Source organism: Paenibacillus sp. FSL R5-0517 (assembly GCF_037974355.1).
In the GTDB taxonomy this organism is placed as follows: Bacteria; Bacillota; Bacilli; order Paenibacillales; family Paenibacillaceae; genus Paenibacillus.
Window position 1 is genome coordinate 4,824,085 of the sequence record NZ_CP150235.1, and the last position, 15,731, is coordinate 4,839,815.

The window sequence follows — 15,731 nt, forward strand, 5'->3', positions numbered from 1 at the left end:
TATTCTGCTTCAAAGAGCCTTTCTTGATTGTACCGAATTCAAGGCCGCTTCGTCAAAAGAAAGTGATTAAAATACGAAAAAAACCGCCGAACGAGTCGGCGGCATTTAATACATCAATAATAGCATATCGCTTTAATATTCCTATTATACGTAAGGTTCTGCAACCCAGTGACCTTTGGAAACCTCAATCAATTGAGCATTTTCCAGGTTGTACGGATCATTTGCAGGACCACCAGATCCATTCTGAATCGGGCTCATATGCTCTTCTGGCAGCAAGATGCGACGTTTGTTCGCTTCCACTTCCGGATCAGGTACAGGGATCGCGGAAAGCAATGTTTTGGTGTAAGGATGGACAGGATTCGCATACAGTTCTTCACTTTCTGCGAGTTCAACCACTTTACCCATGTACATTACAGCGACACGGTCACTGATATGTTTAACCATTGACAAGTCATGCGCAATGAACAGGTATGTCAAGCCGAGACGTTGCTGAAGTTCTTCAAGCAATTTAACGACCTGTGCCTGAATGGATACATCCAGTGCAGACAATGGCTCATCACAGATGATGAATTTAGGGTCTACAGCAAGTGCACGCGCAATCCCGATCCGTTGTCTTTGACCACCGGAGAATTCATGTGGATAACGAAGTGCATGACTTGGATTCAGACCTACCAGATCAAGCAGCTCTTCCACTCTTCTCTTGCGCTCTTTGGAGCTGGAAGCCAGGCCATGAATATCCAGGGACTCCCCGATAATATCCATAACGTTGAAACGCGGGTTAAGAGATGCATATGGATCTTGGAAAATCATCTGCATATCTTTACGCATTTCTTTCATTTTGCGCGGGGACAACTTGTAGATATCCGTTCCGTTGAAGTTAACATTTCCGCCAGTTGGCTCATAAAGACGCAGAATGGTACGACCTGTTGTGGATTTACCACAGCCGGACTCGCCTACAACGCCAAGCGTTTCACCTTCAAAGATATCAAAGCTTACGTCATTGACCGCTTTGAGAATGTTACCTTTACCCAAATTAAAGTACTGTTTCAAGTTTTTCACTTGTACCAGAGGCTTATTGCTACCTTTGATAATACCAGCCGGAGCTGGTTTTTCCTTTTTGGGCTCGTCCAGACGAGGCAAAGCATTCAGCAATTTAATGGTGTATGGATGTTGAGGGTTACTAAAGATTTCAGCAGTTGTTCCTGTTTCAACAACTTCGCCTTCCTTCATAACAACAACACGGTCACACATACCCGCTACGACACCAAGGTCATGCGTGATCAGCATGATCGATGTTCCCAGCTTTTGCTGCATGTCTTTCATGACATCCAGAATTTGAGCCTGAATGGTAACGTCAAGTGCAGTTGTCGGCTCATCCGCAATCAGAAGGGATGGACGACATGCAAGCGCGATCGCAATCATGGCACGCTGACGCATACCACCAGAGAATTGGTGAGGATAATGATTCATGCGAATAGCCGCATTTTTAATACCTACAAGTTCCAGCATCTCCAAAGCAGCTTTATTCGCAGCTTGTTTGGACATGTTCTGATGCTTGCGCAATACTTCAGTAATTTGTTTACCAACTTTAATGGTAGGATTCAAAGAAGTCATTGGATCTTGGAAGATCATACCAATATCTTTACCACGAATCGCTTCCATTTGTTTGTCTGTCTTATTCAGCAGGTCTTGCCCGTGAAAAGTAATTTCTCCGCTTTTGACCTTCGAAGGCGGGGAGGGAATCAATTTCATGATGGTTTGGGCGGTAACACTCTTACCACTGCCCGATTCACCTACGATCCCCAGCGTCTCTCCTTTGCCAAGTTCAAAACTCACATGTTTAACGGCATCAAATTCACCAGAACGTGTTGAGAACGACACACTCAGGTCTTTGACAGTTAAAATCGGCTCCATAATCCCACCTCCTGTTTCTATTTACGTAATTTCGGATCGAGTGCGTCACGCAGACCGTCTCCGAGCAAGTTAAATGCAAGCATTGTAAGAACCATCAGACCTGCTGGGAACCACATCCGCCACGGGAATAGCGTCCAGCCTGTAAGTGCATCATTGATCATAGAACCAAGTGAAGATCTTGGTGCTGATACACCCAATCCAAGGAAGCTCAGGAACGCTTCGGCAAAGATTGCATTTGGAATAGACAACGTCAATGTTACAAGAATCGGTCCTATTGCATTTGGCAACAAATGACGGAACAATTGACGCCCTGTGCTTGCTCCCATGGACCTTGCAGCAAGAATAAAGTCTCTGTTTTTGAGTTGCATAATCTCACCACGCACAATCCATGACATGCTGATCCAGCCTGTGATGGTGAGGGCAATGATAATCGTTGTCAGACTTGGTTCCAATACAACCAGCAACAAGATAACAACGAGCATGTACGGCAGGGAATAGAGGATTTCGGAGAATTTGTTCATAATTCCATCTACACGTCCACCGTAGAAACCCATGATCGCTCCATAAATAACCCCGATAACAAGGTCAATCAAGGCTGCGGCCAAACCTACAGTAAGGGATACACGTGCTCCTACCCAAGTTCTTACCCACACGTCACGACCAAGCTCGTCCGTACCGAACCAGTGCTCTGCACTCGGCGCTGCATTGGCATTCAACAAATCATTGGAATAATAATTATAACTTGTAAACAAAGATGTTGGACCAATCAAAGAGAAAATCACGACAAGAACCAATACACCCAGACTTATCATAGCAGCCTTATTGGTTGCAAGTCTGTACATGGCATCTTTAAAAAGGGATACACTTTCTTGCGGTTTAACCGCTGCCTGACTAGTCAGGTTCGTGTTCGCCGTTTCATTCTTTTTATTATTCGTGCCAGACAACGTTATGCCCCCTTCCGGCTTTCCAGCTTAATTCTAGGATCAATCAGCACGTAAGCGATATCCGTAAAGAAACGAGCCAACATCAGGAGGATACCATAGAAAATCGTAATCCCCATGATCATAGTGTAATCACGGTTTGTGATACTCTCTACGAATACTTTACCAATTCCCCCGATGTTAAAGATCTGTTCAATTACAACGGAACCTGTGATGATATTCGCTGTCATTGGACCAACATAAGTTACTACCGGTAGAATACCGTTTCTTACAACGTGTTTAAACATAATTGCAGGCCATTTTAAACCTTTGGCTTTAGCTGTTTTGATATAATCTGCATGTAAAACTTCAAGCATGCTCGAACGCGTCAAACGAGCGATAAAAGCAATCGGAGATGCAGATAGCGCTGCAACCGGAAGAACGTAATCCAATGGACCATCAAAGCCCATAACGTTAAACCAGCCTAATTTAGTAGCAAAGAGATACTGCAATAGTGACGCAAGCAAGAAGCTCGGTACAGCTATACCTATGACAGCGAGGACCATTGTGATATCATCAATGAGTTTACGGTGGTATACTGCAGCAATAAGGCCCAGCAAAACACCTACGATAATGGAGATAACAATTGCAAACACTCCAAGCTTCAGCGAAGCGGTGAATGTTTCGCCGATCATTCCGGCTACATCTCGATTGAGATATTTCATTGAGACTCCGAAATCTCCCTTAAGGATTCCACCCATATACTTCAGGTATTGTTCATACATCGGTTTGTCCAATCCATACTTCTGTTCCAGCAAGACCCGAATTTCAGGCGATACTTTCTTCTCGGATGTAAAAGGGTCACCCGGAATAGCCTTCATCAGGAAGAAGGTTGCAGATGCGAGTATGAAAAGCGATAGCAGCATAAATAGTAGTTTTTTCAACACATACTTAACCAACCCTTGCACACCTCCACAAACAATATTTTGTATACAAATCGATTGTAGAATTAGACAGAAATAAAGTCCAATCCATTTATCGGAAATTTCAAGAATTATAAGGAAAATCGGTGCACATACAAAAAAATCGGGATATATATGGAATTCCACATATATATCCCGAAGTAATCATATTAGACTTCAGAACAACTTATTTCTCTTCCAGATATGCACGAGTGAAGTCAATAGCTCCACTGAAATCAAGTTGTACGCCTTTCAGGTAAGGCTTAGTCAAAGATACGTTAGTGTAGTAATAGATCGGCATAACGCCCATTTCATCTTGAATCAGGATTTTCTCAGCGTCAGCAAATGCAGCCATACGTGCAGCTGGATCAGCGGATTTTACAGTTTCTTTAACATCTTTGTCATACTGTTCGTTGCTGAATTTGGAATCATTGTTTGTGTTTCCAGTAGTCCACATTTCCAAGAAGTTGTATGGATCGTTGTAGTCAGCAGACCAACCTGCACGAGCTACTTGGAAGTTTTGGTTTTGACGGTTCTCAAGGAATACGCCCCACTCTTGGTTTTCTGTTTTCACATCAACACCAAGATTTTGTTTCCACATATCAGCAATTGCCAAAGCGATTTTCGCGTGACCATCACTTGTGTTGTAGATCAAAGTAACAGCTGGCAATGTAGTGTAACCTTCTTCTTTCATACCTTCAGCAAGCAATTTTTTAGCTTCATCCACATTTTCTGTGAAGTAATCGTCTTTGTGCTCATCACGGAATTCGCCGTTTTCACCACGAATACCTGGAGGTACAAAGCCGAATGCTGGAATTTGACCACCTTGTGTTACTTTGTCAACAATCAGTTGACGTTGAATTGCCATTGCAAATGCTTTACGGATTTTAACGTTGTTGAATGGTGCTTCATTTACGTTGAACTGGTAGTAGTACGTACTTGCAATACCAGTAGCTTTGAACTCGTCCGGCAATTCCGCTTTTACAGAAGGAATTTGGTCGGATGGGATTTCACCGTTAGGTGCACCAGTGTAGTCCAATTGTCCTGATTTGTAAGCTTGCAGTTCGGAAGCACTGCTGTTTGTCAAAGACATATCGATTTCAGCCAGTTTAATGTCAGCAGCTGCATGGTAACCATCGTTTTTCTTCACAACAATTTTTTGACCTTTAGAGTATTGATCCATTACAAATGGTCCGTTAACGATCATGTTTTTGTAGTCTGTGAAGAATTTGTCATTTGTATCAGCAGATGCATGTACTGGGTAGTACGTGTAGAATGCTGTCAGACCCAAGAAGTAAGGTGTTGGGTTTTCCAACGTTACTTCAAGCGTGTGCTCATCAGTAGCTTTAACACCTACTTGAGAGAAGTCTGTAACTTTAGTACCTTTATATGTTTCGTCTTTGCTCAGGTTGTAACCTTCAGCACCTTTGATGTAGTACAATTGGTATGCATATGGAGAAGCTGTTTCCGGTTTCAAAGCGCGTTCCCAAGAACGAACAAAGTCTTCGGCAGTGATTGCATCACCATTGCTCCATTTAGCATCCGGGTTCAGGTTGAAAACATATTTCAAACCATCTTCGGAGATTGTCCAGTCTTTAGCTACGCCCGCTTGTTCTTTACCGTCAGCATCGATGCGTACAAGACCTTCATACAAGAACTTCAGAACTGTGTTGGTTTGGCTGTCTTTTGCTTGAGCCGGGTCCAACGTAGGAGGTTCAGCTGACAGGTTAATTTTCAGGATTTGATCTTTAGCAAGACCATTTCCTTCGCTTGCAGAACCAGTATCGGTGTTACCTGTGCCTTCGTTTTTCGATCCGCACGCTGCAAGTACGGTACCGAACGCCAGAATCAGCGTCAAAAGGACTAATAGACTTTTCCTTTTCATCTAACACGTTCCCCCTAAATTGATATGGTTTATATGTTTATAGATTATACAACCACCGGTCAAAAAAATCTACATTACTTTTTCAGAAAGTAATGTTTTTTTCAGTTTTCGACAAAATCGACACATTTTTCAGCTCTTTTGCGTTATGTATCCTTACATCTGTTGCATGAAGTATCTAAATAATCCAAATAAAGTAAACAAAATGTATCCGAAACTCATGATTACAAAAGCCATGCGCCAAACGGCCCGGAACATTCTACCCCCATCCACCTTCCCCTTTAGTCGATTTTGCGCTCCCCCGATGAATCCAAGTGCTAGTAGTATGAGTAATAATGTCAGATAAAAACCAAAATTCGAATCAAATGTTAAGTTGAATAACGCCGATACTGAAAATACAAGGAAAAAGGTGGTTACATCCATTGCCGTCCGCAATGCTGTGCGCTTGTCTTTTTTCCATAAGTACATGCCCCAATAGACGAGAAAGAACGGAAAAAAAGGTAATATACTCAGCACGATAAAAAGTCCCATTAATTCACTCCTTCCGGTTGCATTCCTTCAATCAGATGAAGCAGTAGTTCATGTGTAGGTGCAGTAAGGCCCGACTTTTGTGCCATCCTTACAATATGTCCGTTAATTGATCCGACTTCTGTACCACGTCCAGCGAGAACATCTGCAAGCATGGAAGAAGTGTTCGTTGCAGTCGAACGACAGACTAATATCAATTGATCCCACATATCCTGATCCATACATATTCCGCGTTCAGAGTAGACTAACAATACTTCTTCATATAACTGCCGCATTAGCCTCTTGCGTTCTTCCGTGGTGATCAATTCTCCGTTCGGGATTCGCCATAACGCTGTAAGCGGGTTAATGACTGCGTTAATTAATAGTTTCCTGTATATCAGCTTATCGATTTCATTCGACACTGTACAGTCAAATCCTGCCTGCTCCAGGACTCTTGAAAGAGTAAATATTCCTTTTTCCTCTATAGAGATAGAAGCTTCTATATGTGTATTATGATTTCCCAACCTGGTTTCACCCGCCCCTGCACGAGTCACCTGACGCTGTGAACGCTTCGCACCTTCTGTTGTAACCGCACTACAGAGAAGCGAATTTGGCATAGCAGCATGAAGTTTTTCCAGATGGCCCATCCCATTTTGAAAACAAGCGATATTCAGCATATGATCTTGCAATGGACTAATCTCATGAATGAAATCATCAATGCCTGTCTGCTTAACCATGAGCAGTAACCATTCTCCTGGCGTGTTCTTCCATGTGTCAGTCAGCTCACTTATGGGTTTCACATGTATTTGATCCGGTAGAATATGTATCTCCTTGCCTCGTTCCACAAGGGTTACTCCATCATGATTGAGAAGGTCTGCCTGAGCCGTTGTTCTAGTCCAGAATCTGACCTGGTTACCTGTCAACAGCAGTTTCCCGCCATATAATAGACCCAGCGCCCCCGCTCCAACGATGTCAATGATCATATCATGCACTCCTATCCGCTTCAGTAGTTACGCTTCCCTTATCTATAATAGAACAAAAACACTAAACTAAAAACCCGTCATACCTGCCGTTATGTAACGGAGGTGTGACGGGTTCATACCTGACTCTCACAAATCAGACGTCTGTACTTGCTATTCAATTCGTTCCAGATTCCCGTTGGCATCCATCTTGAAACGTGTCTTGAGTTCTTCTTCTTCTTCGGACAAAAATGCAAGTCTGCGAGCACGATCCATAATCTGAATCAAAGCTTTGTAGTCGTCGTTCACCACGCGGTAATCCGTTTGTACTTCATTCACTTCCTTGGAGAGACGGTCATTCTCAAGACGCAGTTCAAGCAATTCATCTTCTTTCTCCCGAAGCTCCTTCTCCAGCATCTTGAGTTGACGATTACTCTCCTGCACGGTTCCCTTCCATTGTCGCAGGAAGCGAATGACTGCATCCATCGATAATGAATCGTCCGAGATCCCATCTGATTTGTACAGATGTTCTTCAGTGTCCAGTGTAGACAATGCAGCAACCTGTGGTCCGAGCATCGTTGGCTGCTTTCTGAGATAACTTCGTTTTTGCCGTTGTGCCTTGGCGTTACTGATGGCAGACTCATACTTTTTACGTACACAACTGTTCCAGCGAAAACCGCATGCGGCAGATGTTCTGCCTATTTTTTCGCCTACCTCTTCAAAAGCGGCCAATTGTGTACTGCCTTCCCGAATATGACGCAAAGTAACCTCAGCTAATATCAAATCGTCCTCTGTACTCCAAGCATCCTGTCTCACTGCAGTCATGCTATAATACCCTCCTAACAACATCCTAAAATAACCGTCCGCATTACCGGAAGCCCGGTATGTGAATTAGGTATAAAAGCTGCTTCATTCATTCTTATGCCTCTCATAGAGTTCATAGAATTGATTTCATACTAAAATGTATTTCCACATTCAGGCTTGCTCATACGTGACACAAGTAAAACTTCTCTCTTTATACTTCATTTGAGCAAAAAAAGAATTCGCTTTCATATCCAAATTTGTTTACACGTTTTTCCTTTCCCGGTATAATGTTGTGTAGACAATCTATGATCGTACTTAGAGAGGAGGATTTACCGTGGCACGCATGTTTCGGGTACTCGGGTTCTTCACGCTTGCGATTGGCCTGATGGCTTTTGCGGGAGATCTGGTCGAAATGGCTTTGCTTTTTTTCCTGCAGACTGCGTTTTTTGTCATTTTGGGATACTTGAAATTTACTGAAAGAACGTACATATTGCTCTTCTGGGGTTATATGATCGTCACATTCACGGGGTTCAGCTACTGGACCGTATTCCAAATGGGTTTGCCGCTATAATCCACCTGCAGCATCAAAGTAATCCGATATCTGTCGGGTTACTTTTTTGTTGTGTTCAGATTAAATGGTTGTTCATGGTGTTATTTAACCTCTAAGGATAATTCACGTATTTGTTTCATATATTGTCTGGAAGACAACTAGCCTGTACTATTGTCATTGAAGAAGTGGAAAGGAGAATGATCGTTGAGACGTCATAACGGCATTGCCGCATTTATATTATGCATCATTGTATTTCTGCAACTACCCTCAAACTATGCCTATGGAGAGCCTTCATCTGAGGATACACGTGAAATATTGCAAAAAAGTCTATCCATCGTCGAAATCGATCATGAAATTGAACGTATCGCAGGCAGACAGAAGCAGCTGGCTCAACAATACGAGAGATTATCCGTCCAACTTCAGGATCAGGAAGAACAGATACATATTCAGCAAGATCGGGCCGGAGCTGTAGTGAGGTCCTACTATACTGGAGAACGTGACAGTCTTCTTATGACGGTCCTGGGGGCCCGGTCATTCAAAGACCTGTTTGTACTGTATGATTATTATCAGATTATTATTGGACGGGATCAGGCTGTGCTGGACAAGTATCAGGACCGGTATCGCAACCTGCAACAGACTTCCACTCAGATTCGTCAGACTACAGCAGAACTAACCGAAATGAAGACTAATCTTCAAAACCAGCGGGAACGTGTAGTCGCCTTGCAAAAAGAAGTAGATGCCCAAATAGCCACCAGCGGAGATGCGGCGGCGATTCAGAAACTAATGGATGAATTAACTCTCTATTGGGAGAATATCGGCATCTATGAGGTGAAACGATATTTCAAAGCATTGGCATCTGCCATGCAGAACCTGCCTGATTTTATACAAAAACAAAACGGAGGCATATCCACAACTGGAACAACGTATACGATTCGTATTGGGCAGGATGAGCTTAACGCATTTTTACGTTCGCAAAATCCTATCTTTGAAGACTTTGCCTTTCAGTTTAATCAGGATAAGATTATCGCATCCGGTCAGCGGGATCAGTTGCAATTAAGCATTGAAGGACATTATACGGTAGAAAATGAACCTCAGAACTCCATTCGTTTTCATGTAGACAAACTAGTATTTAATCAGCTTGAATTGCCCGACACCACCCGCCGAATGCTGGAAAGAGAATTCGACCTTGGATTCTATCCACAGAAAATCCTGTCTTTCGTCAAAGCAACGGATGTTTCAACAAGTGAAGGCATACTGGAAGTTAAACTAGCTATATCATTTTAAAGAGCTTGTTCTAATACTATTTACGTATTGATTCGCTGTAATCTCTCCCTTTAAGAATTGTTGTACCTTTTTATGAAAACGAGTGATTAGAGCAAGACTTTCTGTCGTTGACGCAGGGGCATCTTGGGTTGTTGAGAACCAGGAATGTCTCTTTGTCATTTCATAACGTCCAGTAAGTTTCTCGGACTCCAAATCCAGTTCCTGTTGCTTTGCAGGCAAACGGTTGACCTGTTGGTACCATTTTAACTGTAAAGGAGCGGACGTCATGCCTTCAATCCATCTACTGGCCTCCTCAGCCTCAACCGAACCCGAAGTAATGACAAGGCTTCTGGAGCTTACTGTTTCCAAGGATTCAAAAGAAATGCGCTCCAAAGAATCTTTATGAACGGTACTCGCTTGATCTGCACTTAATAATTGAGATAACAAGGATACAACCATTGGTATGTTAGTCTCGTCAGCAGTTGATGAGAACATCGGATAGGTAGACTGGACCATTATATGAGGTTGAATGTGATTCATCAATTGAATCCCCTGCTGGAGGTCTCCCGGTTGCGAATCTAATGGCGTTTGATTAACTTGATCAGGCGCCATTCTCGGTTCAAGATGATTTAACCACGCATTTGTCCCGTACATATCATTGATGTTCATTGTAATTAAAGGGATTCCTTCGGCATTGGCTTGTTGAGTAAGTTTGACCCACTGATCTTTATTGTGAGGTAATGACTCCATTCCAGCTCTCTTCAGAAATGAAGATTGTGCAGCCAGAATGTACGGATCAAAATCAAAAGGCATTCCCCATTGATAACCATTCCACTCTGTCATTCCCCGTAATCCAACTACTGTATCTCCAAGCGACTTCGATAATGTTGTTCCGTTTAACGGATAAAGGTACCCTTTTTGAGCATAGTATTGCACTTCCTCACTATCAAGCAGAACAACATCCCCGTTCTCTCCTAGTGAAAATTCAAGATCCAAAACACGCTTATATGTATCCGGCTTCTCATTCCGAAGATTAATCTCTACCAGTTGGGAAGCAGCAACTTCTTTGGCTAACTTTTGAAAGGCTTGGAACTCTTCATCCGACATGGCAACCACAATCTCCAGCGGAGATTGAGCATCTTCATTACGTGATGAATTACCCGGAAAAGCATCTTTCTCCTTCTCTTGTTCCTGATTGAGCTGCGAACCTCTAAAGTCAAAACTCGGTGACAAGATCGTTAACGAAAGCAGCAATACCGCGAACAAAACAACCTGATGTTTACGCTTCATTAACTTCCCTCCTTGTTCACCTAGTTTTTTCCTGCAGCAATTATTGTAACAAATAAGTAGTACTCTTGTCCTACCCTGCCGAAAAACACTTTTTCGGATTTTTGCATACTACGAGCATATCGAGTTCTGTGCAATAACGCTTTCTTAATTTTTCAGCAAAAAAGCCGGCTCCAAGAGCCGGCTTCAATAACAACATTTTCCGGGAAATAAATCCCCTGAATTTTACAATAAATCAGCCGCAAGCTGTGCCAGCTTGGACCGCTCTCCTTTTTCGAGCATAATGTGTCCGCTGATTCCCTCTTGCTTGAACCGTTCCACGATATACGTTAGACCGTTACTGGCGGAATCAAGATACGGATGGTCGATCTGTTCGGGGTCACCCATCAAAATAATTTTACTGCCTTCACCGACCCTGGATACAATGGTCTTCACTTCATGGCGGGACAGATTCTGAGCCTCATCAATGATGATAAACTGTCCAGGTATCGATCTTCCACGAATATACGTTAATGCCTCCACCTGAATACTGCCAAGCCCCATTAGAATTTTATCGATATCCCCGGCTTTTTTGGTGTCAAACAAAAACTCCAGATTATCATAAATCGGCTGCATCCATGGACGAAGTTTTTCTTCCTTCTCACCAGGCAAGTAACCGATATCTTTCCCCATAGGAACGACAGGACGAGCGATTAACAGTTTTTTGTATTTATGATCATCCTCTACCTTAAGCAGACCTGCTGCAAGTGCCAGCAAGGTTTTCCCTGTTCCAGCTTTACCGGTAATGGTAACAAGCGGGATGTCGTCATTCAAAAGCAGTTCCAGTGCCATGCGTTGTTGTGCGTTACGTGCGCTAATGCCCCAGACATTATCATTACTGAGGAAAAGCGGCTCCAGCTTTGTTCCCTCTGTATTCACTTTAAGTAAAGCCGATTTATTGGTTCCCATCTCATCCTTGAGAATGACGAATTCATTCGGATATAACGAGTAAGACAACTGTAGCGGTTTGATTGGTAAAAAACGATATGTGTAAAACTCATCAATCACTGACGGATGAACTTTTAGGGCCGTATAACCTAGATATAACTCGCTGAGTCCTGCCGTCCGATCTGATAAGTAATCCTGTGTAAACAGACCAAGTACATCCGCTTTGATACGCACAAGAACATCTTTACTGACAAGCACGACCTGACGTTCGACTACTTCCTTTTCATTCTCTTCGATCTGATAATTTAGTGCGACAGCCAGAATTCGATTATCGTTGGATACTTCACCAAACATTTCCTGAACTTTTACGAAACTCCGATGATTCAGCTCTACTTTCAGGTTACCTCCATTAGCCAAAGGTACCCCACTGTGCAGGTGACCCAGCTCACGTAATCCATCCAACAGTCTGGATACATTACGGGCATTACGCCCAATTTCATCGGCATTTCTTTTTTTGGAGTCGATCTCCTCCAATACAACCGCGGGAATGATTACCTCATGTTCCTCAAAGGCAAATATGGCATTGGGGTCATGCAGAAGCACGTTGGTATCCAATACAAAAATCTTTTTCATTCAATCCCCTCCAAAGCGGCGTCGTTAAAGGCATGGATAGTGTGATCTTTCAGCAGCGGCATGGACAATCATGATCCCATACATAAATGTATTCGACTAGGGCAAAATAATTGTCAACCATTCTGAAAAACTCCAAGAAAGGATGAACATTTATGAAAATATGGGTTTGCACGCTGCTTCTGATCTTTATACTTACAGGTTGCAATAGTACCACTCGTAACGCTTCTCAGGAACCGCATACGTCACATCCAAGAAGCTACGGAGGAAATATTACAACTCAGCAAGATCAAAGGAAAGGATCTCACATGCTCGATGCACAGGAAGATCGGTTGAATCCTTCACGTTTGGACCGTCTTAATGAAAATACAGGTGAAGTCCACGATACCAACATTGCGGATGATGCAAAGAGTGGCCGGATGCCAAATGAAAAACGAATCAATCACCTTAAAGCACTTGCCAAGCAAGTGGAAGGTGTTAAAGATGCGAACTGCGTTATACTCGGTAATACGGCTGTGGTCGGTATTGATGTTGATGGTGAACTGGAACGTGCTCGGGTAGGTACCATCAAATACGCTGTTGCCGAAGCGCTTCGTAAAGATCCCGAAGGTGTAGATTCCATTGTTACTGCTGATGCCGATGTCACTGAACGAATTAAAGAGATTGGTGAACATATCCGTCAAGGGCACCCCATATCCGGTTTTGCTTCAGAACTCGCTGACATGGTGGGACGAATTATCCCTCAACTCCCGAAAGACGTCAAAGTCCGTCAAAATCCGGATGAACACGTGAATCAAAAACAACAAATGCAGCAGCTGCATTCATCAGACAAAAGACAACAAAAAGCCCAGTGATCTCTCACTAGGCTTTTTTCATGGCAGCAAAAACCTGCCCATCTAATTTTTCAGCAGCACGCTGATCATATACTTTGACATATTGAGGCACGGAGGACAGTTGAGCGCCGTAAAACAGAGCATTCCTCACCGCTTCAATCGTAATGTCGAAACAGCACATATTAAATGGAACATCCTGCAGCGGATCTTGTCGTACCGCAGCACGTCCGTTCACTGCGTACACTGTCTCTTCTCCAAAGACAGTAATCGTAATGAGCGGGTTAGTCATCATGTTATTCACTAAGCGCGAACGATGATCGATCGCTAAACGAAAAGTAGAAGCATTCTCCGCATAAATCCAGGAGATGGCTGTTGAAGTCGGACCTCCGGATTCTACATCCACTGTGCTCAGCAGCACAAAGGTCTCATTCTTGAATTGCTGTAAAAGAGATTCAGTTAATTGTGTGACGGCTTCGGACATTCAACCAGCCCCCTAACCTTCTTTATGCAATTCTTAAACTTGGTTTATATTATTATAGCATACGAATTAATGTGCTTCCAATCCCAAAAGAATGAAGATTATTCACTCGAAGTTGAAGTGGTTACCTTACCTGAAAGAGTATCTTGTAATGCCTGCTTCGCATTGGCGAGTTCCGTTTCATTAATATACACATAAGGACTTCTCCACTCTCCGGTTACCGGAGTATAGTGTACATCCGAGGTGGAAATGTTCCAATACGTCGAGATAAAGTTTTTCATTTGTTCTGATTCCACATCTGTCGTCATGTTCTTGTCAACTGCACCAATCACTTTGCTAATCTTCGTAATGCCCCCAAGAGATTTCATCTGATCCAACATGGAGTTCAATACTTGGTTTTGACGTTTGTTACGGTCAAAGTCATTGGATTCAGCAGTCTTCGGATTACAATTGGATTTGCGGTAACGCACAAAATCCAGTGCCGCTTTACCATCAAGATGTTGTGCGCCTGCGACCAGATTGATATCTGTCCCATCGGCTGTATCTCTATAACACATATTTTTATCCACAGTCACATCCACGCCACCCACGGCATTAACAGCGTCACGGAAAGCCTGGAAATTCAGTACGGTTGTATAATTAATATCTACATCCAAATACTTACTCATCATTTCTTTCATCTGATCCTCTGCATTTTTACCAGTGGTTTTTTCCTGTGCTTTAAACCTCGGATAATAGGAATTCAACTTGTTGGATTTGTACCCATCCAATTGAATACGCGTGTCTCGTGGCAAAGATACAATGGTTGCCGTCTTGGTCTCCGGATTCAACGAAGCCACCATTACGACATCCGAGAGATATGTGCCCGTTTCAGGACGGTTATCTGTGCCTAATAACAGCATCGTGATCGGTTTGGTTGTGGCTGACATGCCGGGAGGTACCGGTTTATCGATGCCTGTATCCACGACTTGATTGTATACCCAGTACGCATATCCACCACCTACCAAAATGGCAATAACCAATAGACTTAAAAAGATTCTGCCAAAAGCATTCATTCTCTTTTTCTTCTTAGGCTGCTTGCCCTTGCCATTCTTCGATCCAGAAGCACCGGATTGCGTTGGTGCCTGTCTCCGTGGAGGCAGTCCGTTCGAATTTGAGTTCATATCTTCAACACCTTTATCACATCTGTTTTTTGTCTAAATAAAAGACAACCGCTTTCCCTAAGGAAAACGGATGGTCTGTACAAGACAGGATTTATGAATTTCGAGCGGTAGCTTCCGCTTTTTTCTTTTGACGGCCTTCGATAAAATAACGCACTCTCACTAACAACATCAAACCAACCGCAACCAACAAACATTGAATGATGGGAAGCTTGTCGATCTGAAAAATAAGAAGCATGAATGTGCCCATCGCCATCAATATATAGAGAACGATTTCCTTACCAAGCGGCAATTTCTGACGTACCCGAAACACCTTGTTATATACGTAAGTAATCAATACAAAGATGACGATGTAGGCTACGATCGGGTGTGATGCGAACCATGCTTGCATGCACAGCCAGCTCCTTTCGTGTTCATGCTAGAATATAAGTTAACTGGTTGATGAAACTCCCTTTAGCAACTTAGAGAGCCAGTACGTGCATCGTGACCGTTTCGGTCTCAGCTCGTTCTTCCGATCGCTGTTATCCCCAGATTTTTTTGATCCATTTTCAATGGTAAAATCCGGGGATAAAGGCGAACGCTTCGCTTCTTCAGAATCTATTCTGTTCCCTACACTACGTTAGTTGTACAAGCTCTCGTTACTAGCCGGGCCCAT

At 43.1% G+C, this 15,731-nt stretch carries 15 protein-coding genes; 3 read left to right on the forward strand and 12 right to left on the reverse strand.

The window, feature by feature from the left end; translation table 11 throughout:
- Nucleotides 1–144: 144 nt before the first annotated feature.
- From MKX40_RS21465 to MKX40_RS21495, 7 genes are all read right to left on the reverse strand, one after another.
- Nucleotides 145–1,914: an ABC transporter ATP-binding protein gene (locus tag MKX40_RS21465; RefSeq protein WP_339235942.1), complete on the reverse strand. Its 1,770-nt coding sequence runs from the start codon at nt 1,912–1,914 to the stop codon at nt 145–147.
- Nucleotides 1,915–1,931: 17 nt separating this feature from the next.
- A complete protein-coding gene (locus MKX40_RS21470; protein WP_083657091.1) occupies nt 1,932–2,858 on the reverse strand; it encodes an ABC transporter permease in 927 nt (308 codons plus the stop codon).
- A 2-nt stretch (nt 2,859–2,860) separates the two neighbouring features.
- The gene (locus MKX40_RS21475) at nt 2,861–3,793 is read right to left on the reverse strand and encodes an ABC transporter permease (RefSeq protein ID WP_339235945.1); all 933 of its coding nucleotides are present in this window, start codon (nt 3,791–3,793) and stop codon (nt 2,861–2,863) included.
- Nucleotides 3,794–3,983: 190 nt separating this feature from the next.
- Nucleotides 3,984–5,681 (reverse strand): peptide ABC transporter substrate-binding protein, encoded by a 1,698-nt coding sequence (locus tag MKX40_RS21480; protein ID WP_339235947.1) that lies wholly within the window; start codon nt 5,679–5,681, stop codon nt 3,984–3,986.
- A 153-nt stretch (nt 5,682–5,834) separates the two neighbouring features.
- Entirely contained in the window at nt 5,835–6,209 is a 375-nt protein-coding gene (locus MKX40_RS21485) for a DUF3397 domain-containing protein (protein WP_339235950.1), read from the reverse strand.
- A complete protein-coding gene (locus MKX40_RS21490) occupies nt 6,209–7,168 on the reverse strand; it encodes a 2-dehydropantoate 2-reductase (protein WP_339235952.1) in 960 nt (319 codons plus the stop codon). The genes MKX40_RS21485 and MKX40_RS21490 overlap by 1 nt, the downstream gene beginning before the upstream one ends.
- Nucleotides 7,169–7,318: 150 nt before the next feature.
- Nucleotides 7,319–7,969 carry an RsfA family transcriptional regulator gene (locus MKX40_RS21495; RefSeq protein WP_339235955.1) on the reverse strand — a complete coding sequence of 217 codons (651 nt, stop codon included), beginning with the start codon at nt 7,967–7,969 and terminating at the stop codon, nt 7,319–7,321.
- A 313-nt stretch (nt 7,970–8,282) separates the two neighbouring features.
- On the opposite strand from MKX40_RS21495, the gene MKX40_RS21500 reads away from it, so the two are divergent.
- Together MKX40_RS21500 and MKX40_RS21505 are read left to right on the forward strand one after the other, a co-directional pair.
- Entirely contained in the window at nt 8,283–8,519 is a 237-nt protein-coding gene (locus MKX40_RS21500) for a DUF2626 domain-containing protein (RefSeq protein ID WP_076332330.1), read from the forward strand.
- A 183-nt stretch (nt 8,520–8,702) separates the two neighbouring features.
- The gene (locus MKX40_RS21505) at nt 8,703–9,782 is read left to right on the forward strand and encodes a hypothetical protein (protein WP_339235958.1); all 1,080 of its coding nucleotides are present in this window, start codon (nt 8,703–8,705) and stop codon (nt 9,780–9,782) included.
- Here the strand turns inward: MKX40_RS21505 and MKX40_RS21510 are convergent.
- Both MKX40_RS21510 and MKX40_RS21515 read right to left on the reverse strand, forming a co-directional pair.
- The gene (locus tag MKX40_RS21510) at nt 9,774–11,051 is read right to left on the reverse strand and encodes an ABC transporter substrate-binding protein (protein ID WP_339235960.1); all 1,278 of its coding nucleotides are present in this window, start codon (nt 11,049–11,051) and stop codon (nt 9,774–9,776) included. The genes MKX40_RS21505 and MKX40_RS21510 overlap by 9 nt on opposite strands.
- Before the next feature lie 222 nt (nt 11,052–11,273).
- On the reverse strand, nt 11,274–12,608 hold the full coding sequence (locus tag MKX40_RS21515; RefSeq protein WP_339235963.1) for a PhoH family protein: 1,335 nt from the start codon (nt 12,606–12,608) through the stop codon (nt 11,274–11,276).
- 152 nt (nt 12,609–12,760) lie between these two features.
- Between MKX40_RS21515 and MKX40_RS21520 the strand changes: the two genes are divergently transcribed.
- Complete coding sequence (locus MKX40_RS21520; RefSeq protein WP_339235965.1) at nt 12,761–13,459, forward strand: YhcN/YlaJ family sporulation lipoprotein; 699 nt, start codon at nt 12,761–12,763, stop codon at nt 13,457–13,459.
- Between the two features lie 7 nt (nt 13,460–13,466).
- Here MKX40_RS21520 and MKX40_RS21525 read toward each other — a convergent pair whose 3' ends face one another.
- The 3 genes from MKX40_RS21525 to MKX40_RS21535 all read right to left on the reverse strand — a co-directional run bounded on the left by MKX40_RS21525 (nt 13,467) and on the right by MKX40_RS21535 (nt 15,467).
- Nucleotides 13,467–13,919 carry a pyridoxamine 5'-phosphate oxidase family protein gene (locus MKX40_RS21525; RefSeq protein WP_124116004.1) on the reverse strand — a complete coding sequence of 151 codons (453 nt, stop codon included), beginning with the start codon at nt 13,917–13,919 and terminating at the stop codon, nt 13,467–13,469.
- A gap of 98 nt (nt 13,920–14,017) precedes the next feature.
- Nucleotides 14,018–15,079 (reverse strand): LCP family protein, encoded by a 1,062-nt coding sequence (locus MKX40_RS21530; RefSeq protein ID WP_339235969.1) that lies wholly within the window; start codon nt 15,077–15,079, stop codon nt 14,018–14,020.
- 91 nt (nt 15,080–15,170) lie between these two features.
- Nucleotides 15,171–15,467, reverse strand: coding sequence for a YlaH-like family protein (locus tag MKX40_RS21535; RefSeq protein ID WP_339235971.1), 297 nt, complete (start codon nt 15,465–15,467; stop codon nt 15,171–15,173).
- Nucleotides 15,468–15,731: the final 264 nt, after the last annotated feature.

What these genes read in the sequence shown, in the direction of transcription:
- MKX40_RS21535 (WP_339235971.1), bottom strand. Translation starts at nt 15,467, where the DNA reads ATGCAAGCATGGTTCGCATCACACCCGATCGTAGCCTACATCGTCATC.
- MKX40_RS21490 (WP_339235952.1), bottom strand. Translation starts at nt 7,168, where the DNA reads ATGATCATTGACATCGTTGGAGCGGGGGCGCTGGGTCTATTATATGGC.
- MKX40_RS21495 (WP_339235955.1), bottom strand. Translation starts at nt 7,969, where the DNA reads ATGACTGCAGTGAGACAGGATGCTTGGAGTACAGAGGACGATTTGATA.
- MKX40_RS21510 (WP_339235960.1), bottom strand. Translation starts at nt 11,051, where the DNA reads ATGAAGCGTAAACATCAGGTTGTTTTGTTCGCGGTATTGCTGCTTTCG.
- MKX40_RS21525 (WP_124116004.1), bottom strand. Translation starts at nt 13,919, where the DNA reads ATGTCCGAAGCCGTCACACAATTAACTGAATCTCTTTTACAGCAATTC.
- MKX40_RS21515 (WP_339235963.1), bottom strand. Translation starts at nt 12,608, where the DNA reads ATGAAAAAGATTTTTGTATTGGATACCAACGTGCTTCTGCATGACCCC.
- MKX40_RS21465 (WP_339235942.1), bottom strand. Translation starts at nt 1,914, where the DNA reads ATGGAGCCGATTTTAACTGTCAAAGACCTGAGTGTGTCGTTCTCAACA.
- MKX40_RS21530 (WP_339235969.1), bottom strand. Translation starts at nt 15,079, where the DNA reads ATGAACTCAAATTCGAACGGACTGCCTCCACGGAGACAGGCACCAACG.
- MKX40_RS21520 (WP_339235965.1), top strand. Translation starts at nt 12,761, where the DNA reads ATGAAAATATGGGTTTGCACGCTGCTTCTGATCTTTATACTTACAGGT.
- MKX40_RS21480 (WP_339235947.1), bottom strand. Translation starts at nt 5,681, where the DNA reads ATGAAAAGGAAAAGTCTATTAGTCCTTTTGACGCTGATTCTGGCGTTC.
- MKX40_RS21485 (WP_339235950.1), bottom strand. Translation starts at nt 6,209, where the DNA reads ATGGGACTTTTTATCGTGCTGAGTATATTACCTTTTTTTCCGTTCTTT.